Origin of the sequence: Carboxylicivirga sediminis (assembly GCF_018156225.1) — a bacterium.
Classification (GTDB): Bacteria; Bacteroidota; Bacteroidia; order Bacteroidales; family Marinilabiliaceae; genus Carboxylicivirga; species Carboxylicivirga sediminis.
On record NZ_JAGTAR010000026.1, the window covers coordinates 1 to 16,039 of the forward strand.

Genomic DNA, 16,039 nt, shown 5'->3' on the forward strand with positions numbered 1-16,039 from the left:
CAGCGCGCAGGGTAAGCCCCTTTAGGGGTTTGGGGTAGTATCTGGAGGTGTTTAACGGTACGAAAAACCCTTAACTTAATGACATTGGTCCGGCTTGAGGACAATACGTCAACTCGTAGGGAGAGGGGGGAATGCCCCACTTTTCAGCAGACCCGCACAGTCAAAACACGGTTTTGATTTATGCAATAAAAGCCATTAAACAGGTTTTCACTAGTGCAAATGGATTCCCCCATCGGCTTACAGCCACTTCCCCCAGGGGAAGATTTTTAGTGGCAGCCTGGTTAATGTGAATTGTTCCTGGATGCAAACCAATTCTCCCCTTGGGGAGACACCCGCAGGGAGAGGGGGAATGCCGCTCTTCCAGCAGACCCGCACAGTCAAAACACGGTTTTGATTTATGCAATAAAAGCCATTAACCAGGTTTTCACTAGCACAAATGGATTTCCCCCTTGGCGAAGGGGGATGAGTTATAGAGGTATTTTCTATATAAGAAACAGGGGGATTGATTGACGAAGATTCTCTGTTGAGAGATACCCACGAGAAAGGTAGTCTTATACCTCGGTAACGCAGTCTTGATTTTTTGGCTTCTTTTTTATCAAGCAAAAAGAAGCAGCCCGTCCGGCTTAAGGACGCTTATTAAACATTATATCCATCCATATCACCATTTGCACCTCAATCAAACAAAGTAAATACCAGCATCAACTAAATTGAATATCTCTTTAACGTGCATTTATTCAAGCTAGTATACGCACGCAGGTAGTTGGTTTATCCTGTAAAACAATACGTTTATCAGTAATGATGTGCAGTTAAACAAATTTATTGGATTTTATGGGAGCCGGTTTAATCACAAATGGCTAAAGACAACTACTTTTATCATAAGTCTTCGAAAGTAAACCGCCGGCTGGTCATCAACCTACCAGGTTTGCACACGCGGATGGGGAGAGGAAGCCGGCGGAGCTTTTGCAAGATAGAATTTTAATGATTACTTACAATGAGTATTAAGTGTAAAGTGGTGTCGAAAATCAACCCACAAAACCGAACTGAGTCGAAGTTTTACATGCAACCTATCCGCAAAGGCACCATTAGCCGTGCTAAGATAGAGGAAAGGATAGTGCGTGAAACATCGCTGAGTAAAGCCGATGTGCGCTCAGCATTAACCATCTTAAGCGATATGATTGGCGACTACCTTACCGAAGGTTATAATGTGGCTCTCAACGAAATTGGTACTTTGAGCATTCGTGTTAAAAGCGAAGGCGTTGAAAACGAAGCCGACGCCACTGTTAATAACATTTCGGCTGTTAGCGTTGGATTTCGTCCGGCTGTTGAGCTCAAAGAGAAAATGACGCAAACCAAATTTGAAAAGGAATAATTAGGTTCGCAAACTGTACAAAAATGGCATCCTGTTGCAGTCTATGGCTGGCAGGATGCTTTTGCTTTTAACCCTTTGGTAAAAAGCCCTTAAGGAAAGCAGTAAAAAGGTTAAGCCTTTACGCTGGAAAGGTTAAACCTTTTGCCCCAAAAGCTTAAACCTTTTAGGTGAAAAGGTTTAAGGGAAGCGACCAAAAGGTTTAACCTTTTTAGATGAAACGATTTGTATAGAGTTACTTTTTCAGCTTGCAAGTTGGTAAGAGGCAGATAATCAAATGTTAAGGCAATGCACTAACAAACGCATAAGCAACCAGCCCCATTATCAACTTTTCAACCCTCAACCCATAAACTCATCAATTTTCAACCCTCAACTCTAAACCCCATTTTTCCCCCATTGCTTACCATATTCAATTATTCTATCAACATAATAATGTATTTCTAAGCGAAAAGGCTATTTTAGCATTTGCTAATCGGAAAACAGCTGCCCCTCACTGCCTGGTGAGTATGAGAATCGATAACAGGGGCGGTAAATAGTAAAGGATAATTTTAGGGAGACGTGCGGAAGTGCGTGATGGTGCTGTATTGGTATGGTATGGAGTATTAATGTTGTCTAACGTATAGTTATGAGAAGGTTGAAACCCATTCACAAATTAAAAATCTAATAAAAGAGGAATATGCTTTTTGAAAGAGGACATTTTGATAGTAGTATAATACAGGAATCAACTGTAAATGAATCACTAAAAAACATTAGAACATTTAGTGCTAGCTCAGAATATACTTCAAAACCGACCGTTTTTTTATCCCACAAACATGACGACCTTAAAGACATGAGAGGTTTCATGGGAACTTTGCAAAAACATGGTGCTAAAGTGTATATTGACAGTATGGATAACAGAATGCCTAATCAAACTTCTGGGGACACTGCAAAAAGAATAAAAGAAGTAATTAAATTCTGTGATAAATTTATTCTTTTAGCAACAGATAAAGCTATTGAATCATATTGGTGTAATTGGGAATTAGGAATAGGAGATACTCATAAATACATTCAAAACATAGCTATACTTCCGATTAAAGAAAAAGGCACTTATGACCATAATTTCAAAGGAAATGAATATTTACAAATATATCCAGTAATTGAATATAGAGATGGAACTACTCATTATCGTAACAATGGTGGTGTAATCCCAAGAGGATATTACTATTGTAAACCTCGTGACAAGGAGGGTATAAAATGGATTACACCATTACGAGATTGGTTAAAAGAAACATCGTAAATTTGTTATAGGAATCGTTAAAATTTATAAAGATGGCAAATGATAATAAAATAAAACATCTGGAATTCATTCAAGGGATAATAAATAGACATAATTCCAATTCATTCCTTATAAAAGGGTGGACAATAACAATATCTGCCGCACTATACGCACTATCAGGAACAATTAAAGAAACCTACTTAGTATTATTAGCATTAGTGCCAATTCTAATGTTTTGGGGATTAGATGCCTTTTATTTATCGAATGAAAGATGCTTCGTTGATTTATATAGTTCAGTCTCAAAAGGAGCTTTTCAGTTACCTACAGGAAAAACTTTAAAAGAGAAGTTTAACGCAAATTCTTCAAACGTGCAAAATGGTGTAATTGATGAATTTGACATGAATTTTAAAAAGTTCAAAATATGGAAGGACAACACTTGGGTTAATGTACTTTTTTCAAAAACAATCCTGAGCTTTTATATTACATTATTAGCAATTACTATTATTATATCAGTTGTATTTAATCACTTCAATCAGAATAAATCTGAAATTATTAAGGTTGAAACTACAATTAATCCGAAAGAATTTGATGTGAATTTAAACGCTGAGCCTCCAACAATAATAAACAACATCTATCCATCGAAAAATTCCACAGACTCATTAACTAGAAGTAAATAACCCACAAACTATGGCAAGAAAATGTTTTTATAGTTTTCACTATAAACCTGACAATTGGAGAGTTTCGAAGATTAGAAATATAGGTACAGTAGAGGGTAACAAACCGGCAAAAGATAATGATTGGGAAACAATAACAGGAGGTGGCGATAAAAAAATTAAGGAGTGGATATCTTCTCAGATGATAGGTAGAACCTGTACCATTATTCTAACAGGTTCTAATACTGCAAATCGGAAATGGATAAACCATGAAATCGTTGAATCTTGGAATAAAGGTATGGGAGTTTTAGTTATTTTTATCCATAAAATTACAGATGTTCTATGTAGGCAATCTTCCAAAGGTTCTAATCCTTTATATTATGTAACTCATGGACCAACAGGCAAAAGACTATCATCAATAGCTAAAGCTTATGACCCACCGAGAGAATCAAGCAAAGGCGTTTATTCATATATAGCTGCCAATATTGACGATTGGATAGAAGAAGCAATTCAAATAAGAAAAGATAATTAGGGATTTATGAAAAGGAATATCACCCAAAACAACCTATCTGATTTTTATCGAAAGGAGGTAAAGTCAATTGGTAAGCAACATCTTGGTGAGATACTTGAGCGTAAGCGTTTCGAGAAACAAAGTGATTTATCAAAGCATTCAATTTTTCTATCCCATAGCCATTTAGATAAAACAATCGTAATGAAGATGGGCTTATTATTTGAAAAGATTAATACTGAACTATATGTCGATTGGATGGATAAGACACTTCCTGAATCAACAAATATTGAAACTGCAGCTCAAATAAAAACCAAAATTTCTGAGTGCAATAACTTTTTATTTCTAGCAACATATCATGGTTTGCGCTCAAAGTGGTGTAATTGGGAACTTGGAATTGCGGATTCCTTAAAAGCAAATCAACTTGCTATATTGCCGATCGAAAGTAAATCAGGAAATTGGAAAGGAAATGAATATCTGCAATTATATCCAGAAATGGTACTTGAAACAGATAATCTTGAAGAACTTTCGATTAACCAAATTGGTATTAGAAAACCTAATGGACAAACAATATCCTTCTCCGAATGGATTGGAAATTAACCTTAAGGAGTCAATTAAACGATTAACGAAAACTTTATGAATTGGGAACTTATTATATGGGTTTATGTTTCGATTGCAATTCTTTCTTTTCTTCCAGTCTTAACTGCCATACTAAAGAAAATCAACCTTAAACCAGGAGGTGATTCATTTTCATCATGTAATCATTTTTCTGATAGAAATAAAGCATTGCTTGAAGCTCATTATTCCAGAATTCAAGGGACTTTATTATTTTGGAAAAATAAATCAGAGTGGAATAAAAGGTTTCACTATTATACTTTAATATGGTCACTCCCAATTTCTATTTTAATCCCGATTATCACGCAAACTATAGAAAGTGATAGCTCAAAACTATTCTTAACAATTATATCGAGCCATACGGCTATTCTTGTTGGGTTTCACAGAGCTTTGAAAATTGAAAACAATTTTAAAGCATTTAGACATGGAGAATCTGAGTTTTATGATTTATATAGAAGACTGTTAGATAGACCTCAAAGTTTTGGTGAAACTGAGGAAAAGCAAATAGAGAATTATTTCATAGAAGCTGAAAAAATAAGAAAATATGTTAGAAATGCCGAGACTGATAATTTCCCAATGCTTGATGAATTAAAAAAGAATAAGCCCAGTTCATAGCATTTTGCACAAGCAATGGCAGGTAAAGTGATGAATATCACGGATTGTAGCCCACTGAAGCTACGATGCCATTTGACAGTATAGTGGCGCGTAATCTACCACTGCCCATATAATTTACCGTTTCCACCATTAATTAACCCCCAACACCCTCACACAACACATCTATGAAAATAAACTCAAATCTTAAAAAATACATTGGCGAAGGACTGCTCATTGTTTTTAGTGTGCTCTTTGCCCTGTTTATAAATCAGTCGTTTGACGACTACCGCACGCATCAAAAGAAAACCATTGCACAGGAAAGCATCCTTAAGGAGCTGCGCGCTAACCAGGCCATACTGGCCAACTGGCAGGTGAAGCATACTGCCATAAAGCAGCGCCTCACCAGCGTTATTGAGGGCCAGGCCGACAGCCTGAAGGCCGAGCTGCAGCAATACGATTACCTTAACCTGGGGGTGCTCACCAACAATGAAGTGCTGATTGATGCCTTTCTCACCAATACCGCCTGGGAATCGGCCAGGGCCACCGGCATCATCACCGAGTTTGATTTTGAAACCATCCAGCAGCTCACCCTGGTATACGATTTACAGACCATTCTACTCGATCGCACTACCATCCAGCTATTAGATTACCTATTCGCTGCCGAGTCCAATGACATTACCAAGCTCGATCGCACCCTGGTGCAGCTGCAATTGCGTCTACGTGAGTTAACCGGTCAGGAAATAAGCTTGTCGGGGCTGTATAAAGAGGCCATAGAGGTGTTGGAGCAGTAACAAGCATTTACCTTTATTGTATGTGCCCGTATGAAGTGCTTATTAAAGCTTAACCCTAACAGGGGTAGAGGCTAAATACTGTAAAAATATGATTGTTGAAAAAAACATAGAGCAAATCAACCTAACGCAGTTGCTAATTCGGCTTGAGAAAGCCGATGCTCATGAAAAAGAACATTTACTGGCCGAAATACAACGGCGTAAGCTGAGCGATGAAGAGCTTAACAGGGCAAAAAAGCAGTATGCATACTACAAGCGGATGAAAGAAGAGCAGGAGAATAAACCCCTGCATTGGTTTTTTAAAGTGGCTTGTATTGTGGTGCCTTTCTCGGCTTATACCCTTATCAATGGTAATCATAAGCACCTCAATGAGCGCGATTTGCAAATGGTGTACTCGGGTAATAACATCAGAGAACGAAGGGAAATAATGGAATACAGCGTTGGCGGTATTATTATTTACTTTCTATTATTCATTGTTTTCCTGATCACGATAGCCATCAAGTCCTTACTGTAAACAGAAGAAAGGCGAACAGCAAGCTAATCGCCTTTTAAGTTGTATGGTTAATTAATCTGACACGTGTCTGTCAGGCATTATTCATAGGCACTTCATCTTCCTCCTCTTCCTTGCTTTCTTCAAAGCCGGCTTTAATAAAGGCTTCGGCCAGCACCAGGTCAAAGGGGGTAGTAATCTTTATATTTTCGCGGTTGCCGGCTACCAGGTGAATGGTTCGGCCATAGGCCTCCACCACCGAGGCATCGTCGGTAAATAGGGGCGTATAAGGTTGATTATAGGCCGGAAGCAGACAGTCGGTATGAAACACCTGCGGCGTTTGCACCAGCTTAATGGTTGAGCGATCGAGGGCCTTGCTGCAGTCTTCTTCTATCTGCCGGATGGACTCAAAGGCATCCAGCACCGGTATGGCATTGCCCAAGGCTTTGGCATGGTGGTAGCAGCGTTTCAGGGTATCGGGCGACACAAATGGCCGTACCCCATCGTGTATACCCACCAGGGCCGGCTCTTTCACCAGTTGCAAGCCGTTCTTCACACTCTCGAAGCGTGTAGCACCCCCAGGTGTGATGGCATGCGCCACGCTGAACCTGTGCTTTTGACACAAGTCTTGCCAATAAGCAATCTGGTCCTCGGGCAGTACCAGTACTAGTTGTAGCGAAGCATCGAAATTGTGAAAGGTGTTAATGGTGTGCATTAAAACCGGCAGACCGTTAATCTCAAGAAACTGTTTGGGAATGGCGCTTCCCATACGTGTGCCGCTGCCACCGGCAACAATAATAGCATAGTTTGTCATTCGTCCATGGGGTCAAAGTTTTTAATTTTCTCCCTGCGTCAAATTTAATGTGCCTTTGTTAATAACACAAGGGTTTTTTATGGCTTTGATTGAATTAGCTTGTGTTGAGGTTACTGTTGGGTGGCGTGTCTAAAGAGGTGTCAATCCCCCGGCTACTTTCTTACCATCAATCTGAACAACTCATCCCCCTTCTCCAAGGGGGAAATCTGTTAAACAACATTAGCCAGGCAGCGAATAAAATCTTCCCCTGGGGGAAGTGGCTGTAAGCCGATGGGGGAAAACATCATAAACCCAACTCTGCCTTTCGCTCCTTGACTGTTTGCTCAATTATACTCTGCGTAAGCGATAAATTATCAATCACCATATCATCAGCAAAACGAAGAATTTTAAAACCAACGTTCTCAAGTGCTTTATCCCGAAGCTCGTCCCGTCCATCTGCCCCTTCCAACATATGAGATGCACCGTCACATTCGATGATTAAAAGCAATTCGCGACTCATGAAATCAGCTATATAATTCAGTACAGGGCGTTGTCTGAGAAACTTAGCGCCCATCATGCTATTTCTTAAGGCAAACTTCTATAGGTATGCTTCTGACTTTGTAAAATTGCGTCGTAAATGCTTTGCTCTTTCAGTCAAATATGGGTTATAATGCCAGTCATTTTGTTTCGATGCCTTTTCCATAAAAAAAAAGATCTACAATATTGTTTAATAAAACAAATGCATTTTGTGCAACGCCCCCTCAGTCCTGCGGACAGCTCCCCAAGGGGAGCATGGATGAACATGACGTAAAATAAAAGCTGCTAATAAATATCTTCCCCTGGGGGAAGTGGCTGCAAGCCGATGGGGGAATTATAAGTCCTATTGCGGAGGTCATTCGTTTAACCAACCTTATCACAAATCACGGTTTCGACAGTGCGTGGGCCTGTCAGACAATGGGGCCGGCGGTGGAGTGAATGTTTCTGTTGGATGTACTTCTTAAAAGGAGCTTGCTTTTGTCTTCGATAGATGACCGTACTTTTATTAGAAGTACCCAACAGGAACAGAGAGGGCAGGTGTTTGTCTGACTTGATTCTTTTGTTTCGTTTTCTTATCAAGAAGAAAATGAAATGGATATTCATGGCTATGACCATATACTTCAGGATGATTTTGAGATAGTTGTTTATGTAATCTTTTGTATTGTTGATGCGTCAATCCCCGGCTACCTTCTTACCATCAATCTGAACGACTTCTCCCCCTTCTCCAAGGGGGAAATCAGTTTAGAAGTCCTTTTCGAATAAAAGCGTGACTTCTCCCTTAACTACTCTAAACTAATTTTGTATTTTGCATCTTCATCAACTAAAACCCGAGATATGGTAGACCCTTTAGTATTTGATTTCCTGACGCAGCTTAAGGCCAATAACAACCGCGATTGGTTTAACGACAATAAGGCTTTTTTTAACGAGGCTAAAGCGTCTTTTGAGCAGTCGATGCAGCAGTTTATTGAAATCGTGCACACCATCGATCCCAGCGTAGGAGAATTATCACCCAAGGAATGCGTGTTTCGTATTTATCGCGATACCCGTTTCTCAAAGGATAAAACTCCTTATAAAACCAATATGGGAGGCTTTGTGGCAAAGGGTGGCCGTAAGAGTACCCTGGCAGGCTATTACCTGCATGTAGAGCCGGGTGCCAGTATGGTGGCGGGTGGCAGCTACTGTCCGCCGGCCGATGTGCTTAAGGCCATCCGACGTGAGATATACAACTTTGCCGATGAGTACAAGGCCATCATCCACCATAAGACTTTTACAAAGGTGTTTCCCGAGATGTTTGAGGATAAGCTGAAGATGGCACCCAAAGGTTTTCCGAAGGATTTTGAAGATATTGAGCTGCTTAAATACAAGTCATTTGCACCCTTGCATGCCGCTGCTGATGAGGAACTGACCGGTGCGGGTGCAGCTGATCACGTGCGCCATATTATTCAGGTGCTGGAACCGCACAATACGTTTATCAACCGGGGTATTGAGGCCGAAGAAGATGAAATCATCATCTAAGCCGGTAAATGTGCTAAACAGATTAAAACATAATACAGCTAACAATTGTGGCTGATAGCTAAAGCTTAAAACGATATGCAACTATTAATTGACGCAACAGGCGGTATTGCCGGAGATATGTTTGCAGCCGCTCTTATTTCGGCTGGCGCTAATGAGGAACAGATGCTGCACGCTATGCGGCTGGCGGCTGAGAAAATAGGGAAAGCCAGCATTTCTACTTCACTCACACACGATGGAGCCCATCGTCTGCATATAGATATTTCCCATAATCACGGGCATTTGTCGGGCCATAAAGCCTATCATTTACTTGAGGATATTTTTGAGGAGCTCGGAATCACTGAAACATACCGGCAGTTTGGGTTCAAGGCCCTGGATGTGCTGGTTAAGGCCGAGATAAAAGCTCATAAAGAGAACTCTTTCCTCACCGACCATATCCATGCGCATCATCACCATCATCATAACGACACCGATCATCATCATGAGCATCACGAAGATGCCTACCTGCACGAGGCCCAGGATATATTGATTGACATCACCGGTGCGGTCATGGGACTGCAGCTGCTTAGTGCACCTACCAGTGCGAGTCTGCTCAACCCGGTGAGTTTTGGTGGCGGACATATTACCTTCTCGCATGGGCATCTGCCGGTACCGGCCCCGGCTACAAAAATAATTTTTGATACCTATAAAATGCCGGGTTCAATGGGACCCATCGAAAAGGAATTGTGCACACCAACGGGCTCGGCCTTACTGGCGGCCCTGGATGCGCAGTTAAGTGCCCACAATGGAGCGCCTATTATTAAGGAAGGGACCTCAAGGGGCGGCAAGGATTTTCCGATACCCCCGTTAAAAATACAATTGGCATAGATAAAGAAACGCCTGAGCTCATCCGAACTCAGGCGTTATATTTTATGCTAGTCTCTACTGATTAAATATACACGTTACCAATCTTAATCAGCTTCGGTATATTAATCAGCTTAATCTTACGACCGTTCAGCTCAATCAGCTTATCTGATTTAAACTCCGATAGCAAACGAATCACCGATTCGGTGGCGGTACCCACCATATTGGCCAGTTCTTCGCGTGTTAATGAGATCTGCAGTGTGCTGTCCTCGTCCAAATCGAAGGTATCCATAAGCAGCAATAACACTTCGGCTAAGCGCTCACGCACTGTCTTTTGGGCAATGTCGGTTAAGAACTTGTTCGACTCGCCCAACTCACGACAAGTCAGCTTCATCAACGACATGGCAAACTCAGGGTTGACCTTAATCAGGCTGGTAAGTACTTCTGATGGTAAATAACACAGCACAGCATCATTTACTACTTTGGACGTTGTACACGCCAATTCATCACTCACAACCGATCTAAAGCCAATTAAATCGCCATCTTTTGCAAATCGTATGATCTGCTCTTTCCCGTCAAAACCGGTCTTGTAAATCTTCAAGATCCCTTTGATTACTACATAGGCACCATTGATACGACTACCCTCGTGGTAAAGAATATTACCGCGTTTGTGCAGGGTGCAGCTCATCGACTGCGTCAAAGAGTCTAATTCCTCTTCCGTTAAACCGCTGAATATTTCATATGACAGCAAATCTACCTCGTCGCTGAAAGGGACACTTTGAATATTTTTCATAACTTGACTACAACTGAATGAATAAAAAAGTGATAAATGTCATCATTTGATGGCAAAGATATAAAAAGGTCAGATAATTACTATATTTGAAATATCTAAATAGTTAAATACATGAAAACATCAACGAGCATTAAGTGGACAGGTAACATGTCTTGGGAAACAGAATTATTCGGTCATAAATTAGTTTTAGATGCCGGAAAAGAGAACGGGGGAGAGGATAAGGGACCTCGCCCGAAGATACTTATGTTAACGGCTTTGGCTGGTTGCACGGGTATGGATGTGGTGTCGATACTTAAGAAGATGCGTGTGGAAGTTGAAGATTTACAGATAATTGTAGAGGGTGATATGACTGAGGAACACCCTAAGTATTACGAAAAGATGCACGTGATTTATGAGTTCAAAGGCAAGGACTTACCAATGGACAAATTGGAAAAAGCGGTCAACTTGTCGGAAGAAAGGTATTGTGGTGTATCGGCCCTTTATAAAAAAGCCATACCGGTTACAACCGAAATTAGAGTGGTTGAATAGTTTAAAAAATGTTATTAAACATCAATTTCTGCGCCTTAGAAGGCTAACAAAACAAGAAACCCCTGCTCAAAAAGAACAGGGGTTTTTGCTATTTTATTGATTACTTACTCGGCCGATTTAAACTGGTCGAGGAAGCGTTTATCGTTTTCGAAGAATAGTCGGATATCCTTAATCTGATACTTCAGCATGGTAATACGCTCGATACCCATACCAAAGGCAAAACCAGTGTATTCGTTGCTGTCAATGCCACTGGCTTCAAGTACGGCCGGATCCACCATACCACATCCTAGAATCTCTACCCAGCCTGTATATTTACATACGTTACAGCCTTTGCCACCACATAATGAACATGAAATGTCCATTTCAGCCGAAGGCTCAGTAAACGGGAAGTACGACGGACGCAGGCGAATCTTGGTGTCTGCTCCAAACAGCTCCTTAGAGAAATACAGTAGGGTCTGTTTCAGGTCGGCAAACGATACATTCTTATCAATGTACAGGCCTTCTACCTGGTGGAATATACAGTGAGCACGGGCCGAGATAGCTTCGTTACGGAATACACGTCCGGGGAAGATAGCACGGATGGGCGGCTGTTGCTTTTCCATCACACGCACCTGCACCGATGAGGTATGCGTACGTAACAGTACATCCGGGTTGGTGGCGATAAAGAAGGTATCCTGCATATCGCGTGCCGGGTGTTCTGGCGGGAAATTAAGCGCTTCAAACACGTGGTGATCATCTTCAATCTCCGGTCCATCGGCAACAGTAAAGCCTAAGCGGGCGAAAATATCAACAATCTCGTTCTTAACAATTGAAAGCGGATGACGGCTTCCCAGTTCAAAAGAGGTACCAGGCAATGTAAGGTCAGCACCTGACTCTCCCTGTCCGTTGGACGCAAAGCCTTCCTTCAGCTCATTGATTTTATCCAATGCTTGTGTCTTCAGTACATTCAGTACTTTACCAACTTCGCGCTTTTGCTCGTTCGGAATCGTCTTAAACTCATCAAACAGCTGAGAAACCAACCCTTTTTTACTTAAATACTTAATTCTTAGTTGCTCAGCCTCCTCTGCTGTTGATGCAGCCAGGCTCTTAATCTCTTCAGCTAATTGATTGATTCTATCTAACATGATTGTTTAATTACTTTAGTATAGCGACTTGCAAAATTAATAAAACGATTGGGATGACGGATGTATATTGTGTTTCTTTTTTCGCCTGGTAGTTCGGATAAGCTCATGACCGATAATCAGCAATAATAGAAACAGTCTGTCAAATGGTCTTCCATGATAGCTATTTCCTGATTATCTCAATGGTTTTGATACGTATTTCATTTACCGGCCGGTCAATGGCATAGGTTTTAACACCTGCCATCTTATCTACCACATCCATGCCTTTGGTTACCCAGCCAAACACGGTGTAGTCACCATCGAGGTAGGGGGCACCGCCAACTGTTGTGTAGGATTTTCGTTGTGCAGTTGTGTACTTAATGCCTTTCTCAGCTTCTAAATCATCCAACTCGGCATCGCTAAAGCGGCGGCCGGCTACAATGTAAAACTGTGAGCCATCGCTGCGGTTATGCCGGTTGCGATCTTCCGGAAGTTTGGAGGCGGCTATCATTCCTCTTTTGTGAAAGAGTTCTGGTACAATGTTCATCTTTAAGGTGTAGCCCGGGCCTTGCCAGCCTACTACATCGTCCTTTTTAGCATATTTGGAGTCGGCCGCACCCGTTTGTACCAGAAAATCTTTGATGACGCGGTGCACCAGCAGACTGTCGTAAAAATGGTCACTCACCAGCTTAATGAAGTTATCGCGGTAAACAGGTGTTTGGTCCGATAGGGCCAGTTCAATATTGCCCATGTTGGTGATGATGCGAAAGCCTTTCACTTTGGTGTGCGAGATGTACACCTTATTGGATTTGTTACGGAGCTCGTATATCGATTCGGGGCTGGATGACTTTTGCTCTATAAGCTGGTTGATCCATTTGGCCTCCAATACCCGTTTACTATCGTCTGTTTCCTGCACCATTCCTGCCAGGCGATGGCTTTTGGCAAATACCGGGTTACCTGGTTTAAACTCACCATCATATGGTTTATAGGTGATGGTATCACTAACAATGCCTGTGCCCAATGCATCTTCGTTGAAATAGAGTTTACGGTTATTCCTGTAGAGCTGGTAAACCGAATCAGCTTTGAACGTAGCATCTTTAAGGCTCAGGTAGTTGAGGTTACGACGGGTCACCTTAAGAAGCACAAGGTCCAAATCCACATCGTAGGCCACATAGCCTTGTACCGAGGAGAAATCTTCCAGATCCATAGGGGAGGCTTTTGCTTTATAGGCGCCTTGAACAAAACTCAGGTTGGTCACCACCAGGTTAGGAGCTACATAAAAGCCATAGCCATCTTTGAGGCGGCGTGTATAGTGGTCGAAGGTGCGCAGGCTGACAATGCCCTTCACATTATCCTGGTACGAACCCTTGAATGTATCAATGGCTTTCTCTTTTCGTGAATTGGTATTACAAGCCATCAGGCTGGCTACCATCAGGCATAGTAGCAGTTTATATATTTGCTTAAGACGTATTGGATTGATAGATCTTAGGTCTTGCATGTGTTGACTGGTTTCTTTTTACTGGGTTACAATGCTTACTTTAATAGTCACGTCGGTTTGCGGACGGTTATTTTTATCAACCGGCAATGAGGCAATTTTATTAATCACACTCAGGCCTTCTACCACTTCGCCAAATACCGTATAGTCACCATCCAGCTCAGGTGTTCCGCCAATGCTTGAGTATTGCTGGCGTTGCTGTTCCGAAAACTCAATTTTATCGGAAATGCTGTAATGAAAGTTGATGTTATCCTTTATTTCGCGCAGCAGCTTGTTAAATGCCTTGGGGTCTTCTTTTTTGAGTCGCGCCAGTTCTTCTTTGTGAGGCAGATAGTATTGCCTTTTTAGCTCAATTTTAATCGGGTTATTAGTTGCCTTTTCAATCATGTCCAATTCCTCATTGGTGTATTTGCGGCCCTGCACAATATAAAACTGCGATACATCCGACATCTTGAAATGGTTCACTTCTTCGGGTTGGCGTGGGGCACAAATGGCTCCGCGTTTGTGGAAACAATTTTCGTGGTATTCGGCATCTATGTTAATGGCTTTGCCATAGCCAATGGCCCTGCCTGGTGCGGCATTGCGCGAATCGGATGAGCCGCCCTGGATAACAAAGCCTTTTACTACCCGATAAAACAAGGTGCCGTTAAAATGCTGATCACCCACCAGCTTCAGAAAGTTATCGCGATGATTAGGTGTTTCGTTATAGAGTTTCACCTTCATGTTGCCCATGTTGGTGGAGATATTAACATAGTACACCGGCTCCTGGGCATTCATCAGTGAGAAATATAATACGCTTATAGTAACAAAAAGTAGTCTGTGCATTGCTAAAACTGTTTGAACCTGCAAGATATAAAAAAAGAATCCGGTAGCCGAAACAATGCGTTCAGCTACCGGATAGGTCTTATCATCTGATTAATTCAGGATTTACTTCAATACCTTAACTTTTACAATGTAAACATCTTCCAGTGGACGATCCATCTGGTTAGTATTCACTGTTGCAATGGAATCAATCACATCCAGTCCTTCAACCACTTCACCAAACACCGTGTAATTATCATCGAGGTGAGGCACACCACCAACCGTGCGATACACTTCTTTTACTTCTTCCGGGATGGTTTGCTTGGGTTCATTGGCCAGTTTTTTCTCTACTTCTTCCTCAATCAATACACGCATATCCATAAAACCTTGCTGGTTACCGGCCTGCTGTAATACCTGAAGCGTATCTTTATAATCCTCCAAAGTTTGATAAAAAAGCTGCTGACGTTTCATGTCTTCGTAACTCTTCTCAATGGCAGTAAATCCTTCGTCGTTATAGGTTTTGCCTTGAACAATGTAAAATTGTGAGCCCGATGATTTACGTTCAGGATTCACATTATCGCCGGTGCGTGCTGCTGCCAATGCACCTTTCTTATGGAAAAGGGCGGGGTAGTTGATTTCAGCAGGTACCTGATAACCAGGTCCGCCATTGCCCAGCATAGCACCAGTTGCAGCGCCTTTCGATTCGGGGTCACCACCCTGAATCATAAACTCATTGATAACACGATGGAACAGCAGAGAATCGTAGAAGCCTTCTTCGGCCAGTTTCACAAAGTTATCACGGTGCTGAGGCGTTTCATCATAGAGCTTTATTTTCATATTGCCTTTTGATGTTTCCATCAGCAACATAACACCCTCTTTGGGCTGAGTGCTGCAGGCAGACAAGACGATGATAGCCAGAGCGATTGATAGTAGATGTTTCATATTAATATTGTTAGTTCAATTTGTTTATGCAAATTCCACATTTTTAAAGTACTCAATGAGTCCCTTTTTAATGAGTTGGTTTTGGTAAGAAGGCATCATGGACTTCAGTTTGGGGCTGCTTTCAAATATCGGGAATCCATCGGCATCTATACCTGTTTCCTTAATAATGCCCTGACGCACCAATGTGCGACAGCGGGCTACGTTGATGAGGTCCATCTTTTCGGTTTTTGAAAATTCGCGGAAGCCCCAGCCCATTTCCTGTATGCCCAATACAAACAGTATAAATTCGTATTCGGCACTCACTTTAAAGTGCTTACTGACTTTCAGGATCAGTTTATCCCATTCTTGCTCAAATTCTTCAGTTGTCATCTCTGCCATGTTTCAAAATTAATCAATCGCTCGTAATGCACAAGTGCTTTTCGACCT

Annotated in this window: 20 protein-coding genes; 12 read left to right on the forward strand and 8 right to left on the reverse strand. The window is 41.7% G+C overall.

Annotated features, from left to right (window positions below):
* Window positions 1-991 precede the first annotated feature (991 nt).
* The 8 genes from KDU71_RS15660 (at window position 992) to KDU71_RS15695 (ending at window position 6,293) form a co-directional block, all read left to right on the forward strand.
* Entirely contained in the window at window positions 992-1,369 is a 378-nt protein-coding gene (locus KDU71_RS15660) for an HU family DNA-binding protein (RefSeq protein ID WP_244825160.1), read from the forward strand.
* A 673-nt stretch (window positions 1,370-2,042) separates the two neighbouring features.
* Window positions 2,043-2,642 (forward strand): toll/interleukin-1 receptor domain-containing protein, encoded by a 600-nt coding sequence (locus tag KDU71_RS15665; RefSeq protein WP_212192037.1) that lies wholly within the window; start codon window positions 2,043-2,045, stop codon window positions 2,640-2,642.
* A 32-nt stretch (window positions 2,643-2,674) separates the two neighbouring features.
* Window positions 2,675-3,298 (forward strand): hypothetical protein, encoded by a 624-nt coding sequence (locus tag KDU71_RS15670; protein ID WP_212192038.1) that lies wholly within the window; start codon window positions 2,675-2,677, stop codon window positions 3,296-3,298.
* A 10-nt stretch (window positions 3,299-3,308) separates the two neighbouring features.
* Window positions 3,309-3,806: a TIR domain-containing protein gene (locus KDU71_RS15675; RefSeq protein ID WP_212192039.1), complete on the forward strand. Its 498-nt coding sequence runs from the start codon at window positions 3,309-3,311 to the stop codon at window positions 3,804-3,806.
* Window positions 3,807-3,812: 6 nt separating this feature from the next.
* On the forward strand, window positions 3,813-4,382 hold the full coding sequence (locus tag KDU71_RS15680) for a toll/interleukin-1 receptor domain-containing protein (RefSeq protein WP_212192040.1): 570 nt from the start codon (window positions 3,813-3,815) through the stop codon (window positions 4,380-4,382).
* A 36-nt stretch (window positions 4,383-4,418) separates the two neighbouring features.
* Complete coding sequence (locus tag KDU71_RS15685) at window positions 4,419-5,012, forward strand: hypothetical protein (protein ID WP_212192041.1); 594 nt, start codon at window positions 4,419-4,421, stop codon at window positions 5,010-5,012.
* A 164-nt stretch (window positions 5,013-5,176) separates the two neighbouring features.
* Window positions 5,177-5,782 carry a hypothetical protein gene (locus KDU71_RS15690; protein WP_212192042.1) on the forward strand — a complete coding sequence of 202 codons (606 nt, stop codon included), beginning with the start codon at window positions 5,177-5,179 and terminating at the stop codon, window positions 5,780-5,782.
* Window positions 5,783-5,870: 88 nt separating this feature from the next.
* Window positions 5,871-6,293 carry a hypothetical protein gene (locus KDU71_RS15695; RefSeq protein ID WP_212192043.1) on the forward strand — a complete coding sequence of 141 codons (423 nt, stop codon included), beginning with the start codon at window positions 5,871-5,873 and terminating at the stop codon, window positions 6,291-6,293.
* A gap of 70 nt (window positions 6,294-6,363) precedes the next feature.
* On the opposite strand, the gene KDU71_RS15700 is transcribed toward KDU71_RS15695, so the two are convergent.
* Together KDU71_RS15700 and KDU71_RS15705 are read right to left on the reverse strand one after the other, a co-directional pair.
* On the reverse strand, window positions 6,364-7,083 hold the full coding sequence (locus tag KDU71_RS15700; protein WP_212192044.1) for a 2-C-methyl-D-erythritol 4-phosphate cytidylyltransferase: 720 nt from the start codon (window positions 7,081-7,083) through the stop codon (window positions 6,364-6,366).
* A gap of 283 nt (window positions 7,084-7,366) precedes the next feature.
* Window positions 7,367-7,639: an endonuclease domain-containing protein gene (locus tag KDU71_RS15705; protein ID WP_212192045.1), complete on the reverse strand. Its 273-nt coding sequence runs from the start codon at window positions 7,637-7,639 to the stop codon at window positions 7,367-7,369.
* A 551-nt stretch (window positions 7,640-8,190) separates the two neighbouring features.
* On the opposite strand from KDU71_RS15705, the gene KDU71_RS15710 reads away from it, so the two are divergent.
* The 3 genes from KDU71_RS15710 to larC all read left to right on the forward strand — a co-directional run bounded on the left by KDU71_RS15710 (window position 8,191) and on the right by larC (window position 9,978).
* The gene (locus tag KDU71_RS15710; RefSeq protein WP_212192046.1) at window positions 8,191-8,361 is read left to right on the forward strand and encodes a hypothetical protein; all 171 of its coding nucleotides are present in this window, start codon (window positions 8,191-8,193) and stop codon (window positions 8,359-8,361) included.
* 72 nt (window positions 8,362-8,433) lie between these two features.
* A complete protein-coding gene (locus KDU71_RS15715) occupies window positions 8,434-9,114 on the forward strand; it encodes a DUF2461 domain-containing protein (RefSeq protein WP_212192047.1) in 681 nt (226 codons plus the stop codon).
* A gap of 75 nt (window positions 9,115-9,189) precedes the next feature.
* Window positions 9,190-9,978 carry a nickel insertion protein gene (larC, locus tag KDU71_RS15720; protein ID WP_212192048.1) on the forward strand — a complete coding sequence of 263 codons (789 nt, stop codon included), beginning with the start codon at window positions 9,190-9,192 and terminating at the stop codon, window positions 9,976-9,978.
* 61 nt (window positions 9,979-10,039) lie between these two features.
* On the opposite strand, the gene KDU71_RS15725 is transcribed toward larC, so the two are convergent.
* Window positions 10,040-10,747 (reverse strand): Crp/Fnr family transcriptional regulator, encoded by a 708-nt coding sequence (locus KDU71_RS15725; protein ID WP_212192049.1) that lies wholly within the window; start codon window positions 10,745-10,747, stop codon window positions 10,040-10,042.
* A 111-nt stretch (window positions 10,748-10,858) separates the two neighbouring features.
* Between KDU71_RS15725 and KDU71_RS15730 the strand changes: the two genes are divergently transcribed.
* Window positions 10,859-11,275 carry an OsmC family protein gene (locus KDU71_RS15730; RefSeq protein ID WP_212192050.1) on the forward strand — a complete coding sequence of 139 codons (417 nt, stop codon included), beginning with the start codon at window positions 10,859-10,861 and terminating at the stop codon, window positions 11,273-11,275.
* Window positions 11,276-11,379: 104 nt separating this feature from the next.
* Here the strand turns inward: KDU71_RS15730 and pheS are convergent, their stop codons facing one another.
* The 5 genes from pheS to KDU71_RS15755 form a co-directional block, all read right to left on the reverse strand.
* Window positions 11,380-12,399, reverse strand: a complete 1,020-nt coding sequence (gene pheS / locus KDU71_RS15735) for a phenylalanine--tRNA ligase subunit alpha (protein ID WP_212192051.1) — start codon at window positions 12,397-12,399, stop codon at window positions 11,380-11,382.
* A 160-nt stretch (window positions 12,400-12,559) separates the two neighbouring features.
* On the reverse strand, window positions 12,560-13,873 hold the full coding sequence (locus tag KDU71_RS15740) for a peptidylprolyl isomerase (RefSeq protein WP_212192052.1): 1,314 nt from the start codon (window positions 13,871-13,873) through the stop codon (window positions 12,560-12,562).
* A gap of 18 nt (window positions 13,874-13,891) precedes the next feature.
* On the reverse strand, window positions 13,892-14,695 hold the full coding sequence (locus tag KDU71_RS15745; protein WP_212192053.1) for a peptidylprolyl isomerase: 804 nt from the start codon (window positions 14,693-14,695) through the stop codon (window positions 13,892-13,894).
* Window positions 14,696-14,797: 102 nt separating this feature from the next.
* On the reverse strand, window positions 14,798-15,613 hold the full coding sequence (locus KDU71_RS15750) for a peptidylprolyl isomerase (RefSeq protein ID WP_212192054.1): 816 nt from the start codon (window positions 15,611-15,613) through the stop codon (window positions 14,798-14,800).
* A 24-nt stretch (window positions 15,614-15,637) separates the two neighbouring features.
* A complete protein-coding gene (locus tag KDU71_RS15755; protein WP_244828522.1) occupies window positions 15,638-15,991 on the reverse strand; it encodes a hypothetical protein in 354 nt (117 codons plus the stop codon).
* Window positions 15,992-16,039: the final 48 nt, after the last annotated feature.

Bases quoted from the DNA above. Each gene is read 5' to 3' on its own strand.
- KDU71_RS15660 (WP_244825160.1), top strand. From the start codon at position 992: ATGAGTATTAAGTGTAAAGTGGTGTCGAAAATCAACCCACAAAACCGA.
- KDU71_RS15665 (WP_212192037.1), top strand. From the start codon at position 2,043: ATGCTTTTTGAAAGAGGACATTTTGATAGTAGTATAATACAGGAATCA.
- KDU71_RS15670 (WP_212192038.1), top strand. From the start codon at position 2,675: ATGGCAAATGATAATAAAATAAAACATCTGGAATTCATTCAAGGGATA.
- KDU71_RS15675 (WP_212192039.1), top strand. From the start codon at position 3,309: ATGGCAAGAAAATGTTTTTATAGTTTTCACTATAAACCTGACAATTGG.
- KDU71_RS15680 (WP_212192040.1), top strand. From the start codon at position 3,813: ATGAAAAGGAATATCACCCAAAACAACCTATCTGATTTTTATCGAAAG.
- KDU71_RS15685 (WP_212192041.1), top strand. From the start codon at position 4,419: ATGAATTGGGAACTTATTATATGGGTTTATGTTTCGATTGCAATTCTT.
- KDU71_RS15690 (WP_212192042.1), top strand. From the start codon at position 5,177: ATGAAAATAAACTCAAATCTTAAAAAATACATTGGCGAAGGACTGCTC.
- KDU71_RS15695 (WP_212192043.1), top strand. From the start codon at position 5,871: ATGATTGTTGAAAAAAACATAGAGCAAATCAACCTAACGCAGTTGCTA.
- KDU71_RS15700 (WP_212192044.1), bottom strand. From the start codon at position 7,083: ATGACAAACTATGCTATTATTGTTGCCGGTGGCAGCGGCACACGTATG.
- KDU71_RS15705 (WP_212192045.1), bottom strand. From the start codon at position 7,639: ATGATGGGCGCTAAGTTTCTCAGACAACGCCCTGTACTGAATTATATA.
- KDU71_RS15710 (WP_212192046.1), top strand. From the start codon at position 8,191: ATGGATATTCATGGCTATGACCATATACTTCAGGATGATTTTGAGATA.
- KDU71_RS15715 (WP_212192047.1), top strand. From the start codon at position 8,434: ATGGTAGACCCTTTAGTATTTGATTTCCTGACGCAGCTTAAGGCCAAT.
- larC (WP_212192048.1), top strand. From the start codon at position 9,190: ATGCAACTATTAATTGACGCAACAGGCGGTATTGCCGGAGATATGTTT.
- KDU71_RS15725 (WP_212192049.1), bottom strand. From the start codon at position 10,747: ATGAAAAATATTCAAAGTGTCCCTTTCAGCGACGAGGTAGATTTGCTG.
- KDU71_RS15730 (WP_212192050.1), top strand. From the start codon at position 10,859: ATGAAAACATCAACGAGCATTAAGTGGACAGGTAACATGTCTTGGGAA.
- pheS (WP_212192051.1), bottom strand. From the start codon at position 12,399: ATGTTAGATAGAATCAATCAATTAGCTGAAGAGATTAAGAGCCTGGCT.
- KDU71_RS15740 (WP_212192052.1), bottom strand. From the start codon at position 13,873: ATGCAAGACCTAAGATCTATCAATCCAATACGTCTTAAGCAAATATAT.
- KDU71_RS15745 (WP_212192053.1), bottom strand. From the start codon at position 14,695: ATGCACAGACTACTTTTTGTTACTATAAGCGTATTATATTTCTCACTG.
- KDU71_RS15750 (WP_212192054.1), bottom strand. From the start codon at position 15,613: ATGAAACATCTACTATCAATCGCTCTGGCTATCATCGTCTTGTCTGCC.
- KDU71_RS15755 (WP_244828522.1), bottom strand. From the start codon at position 15,991: ATGGCAGAGATGACAACTGAAGAATTTGAGCAAGAATGGGATAAACTG.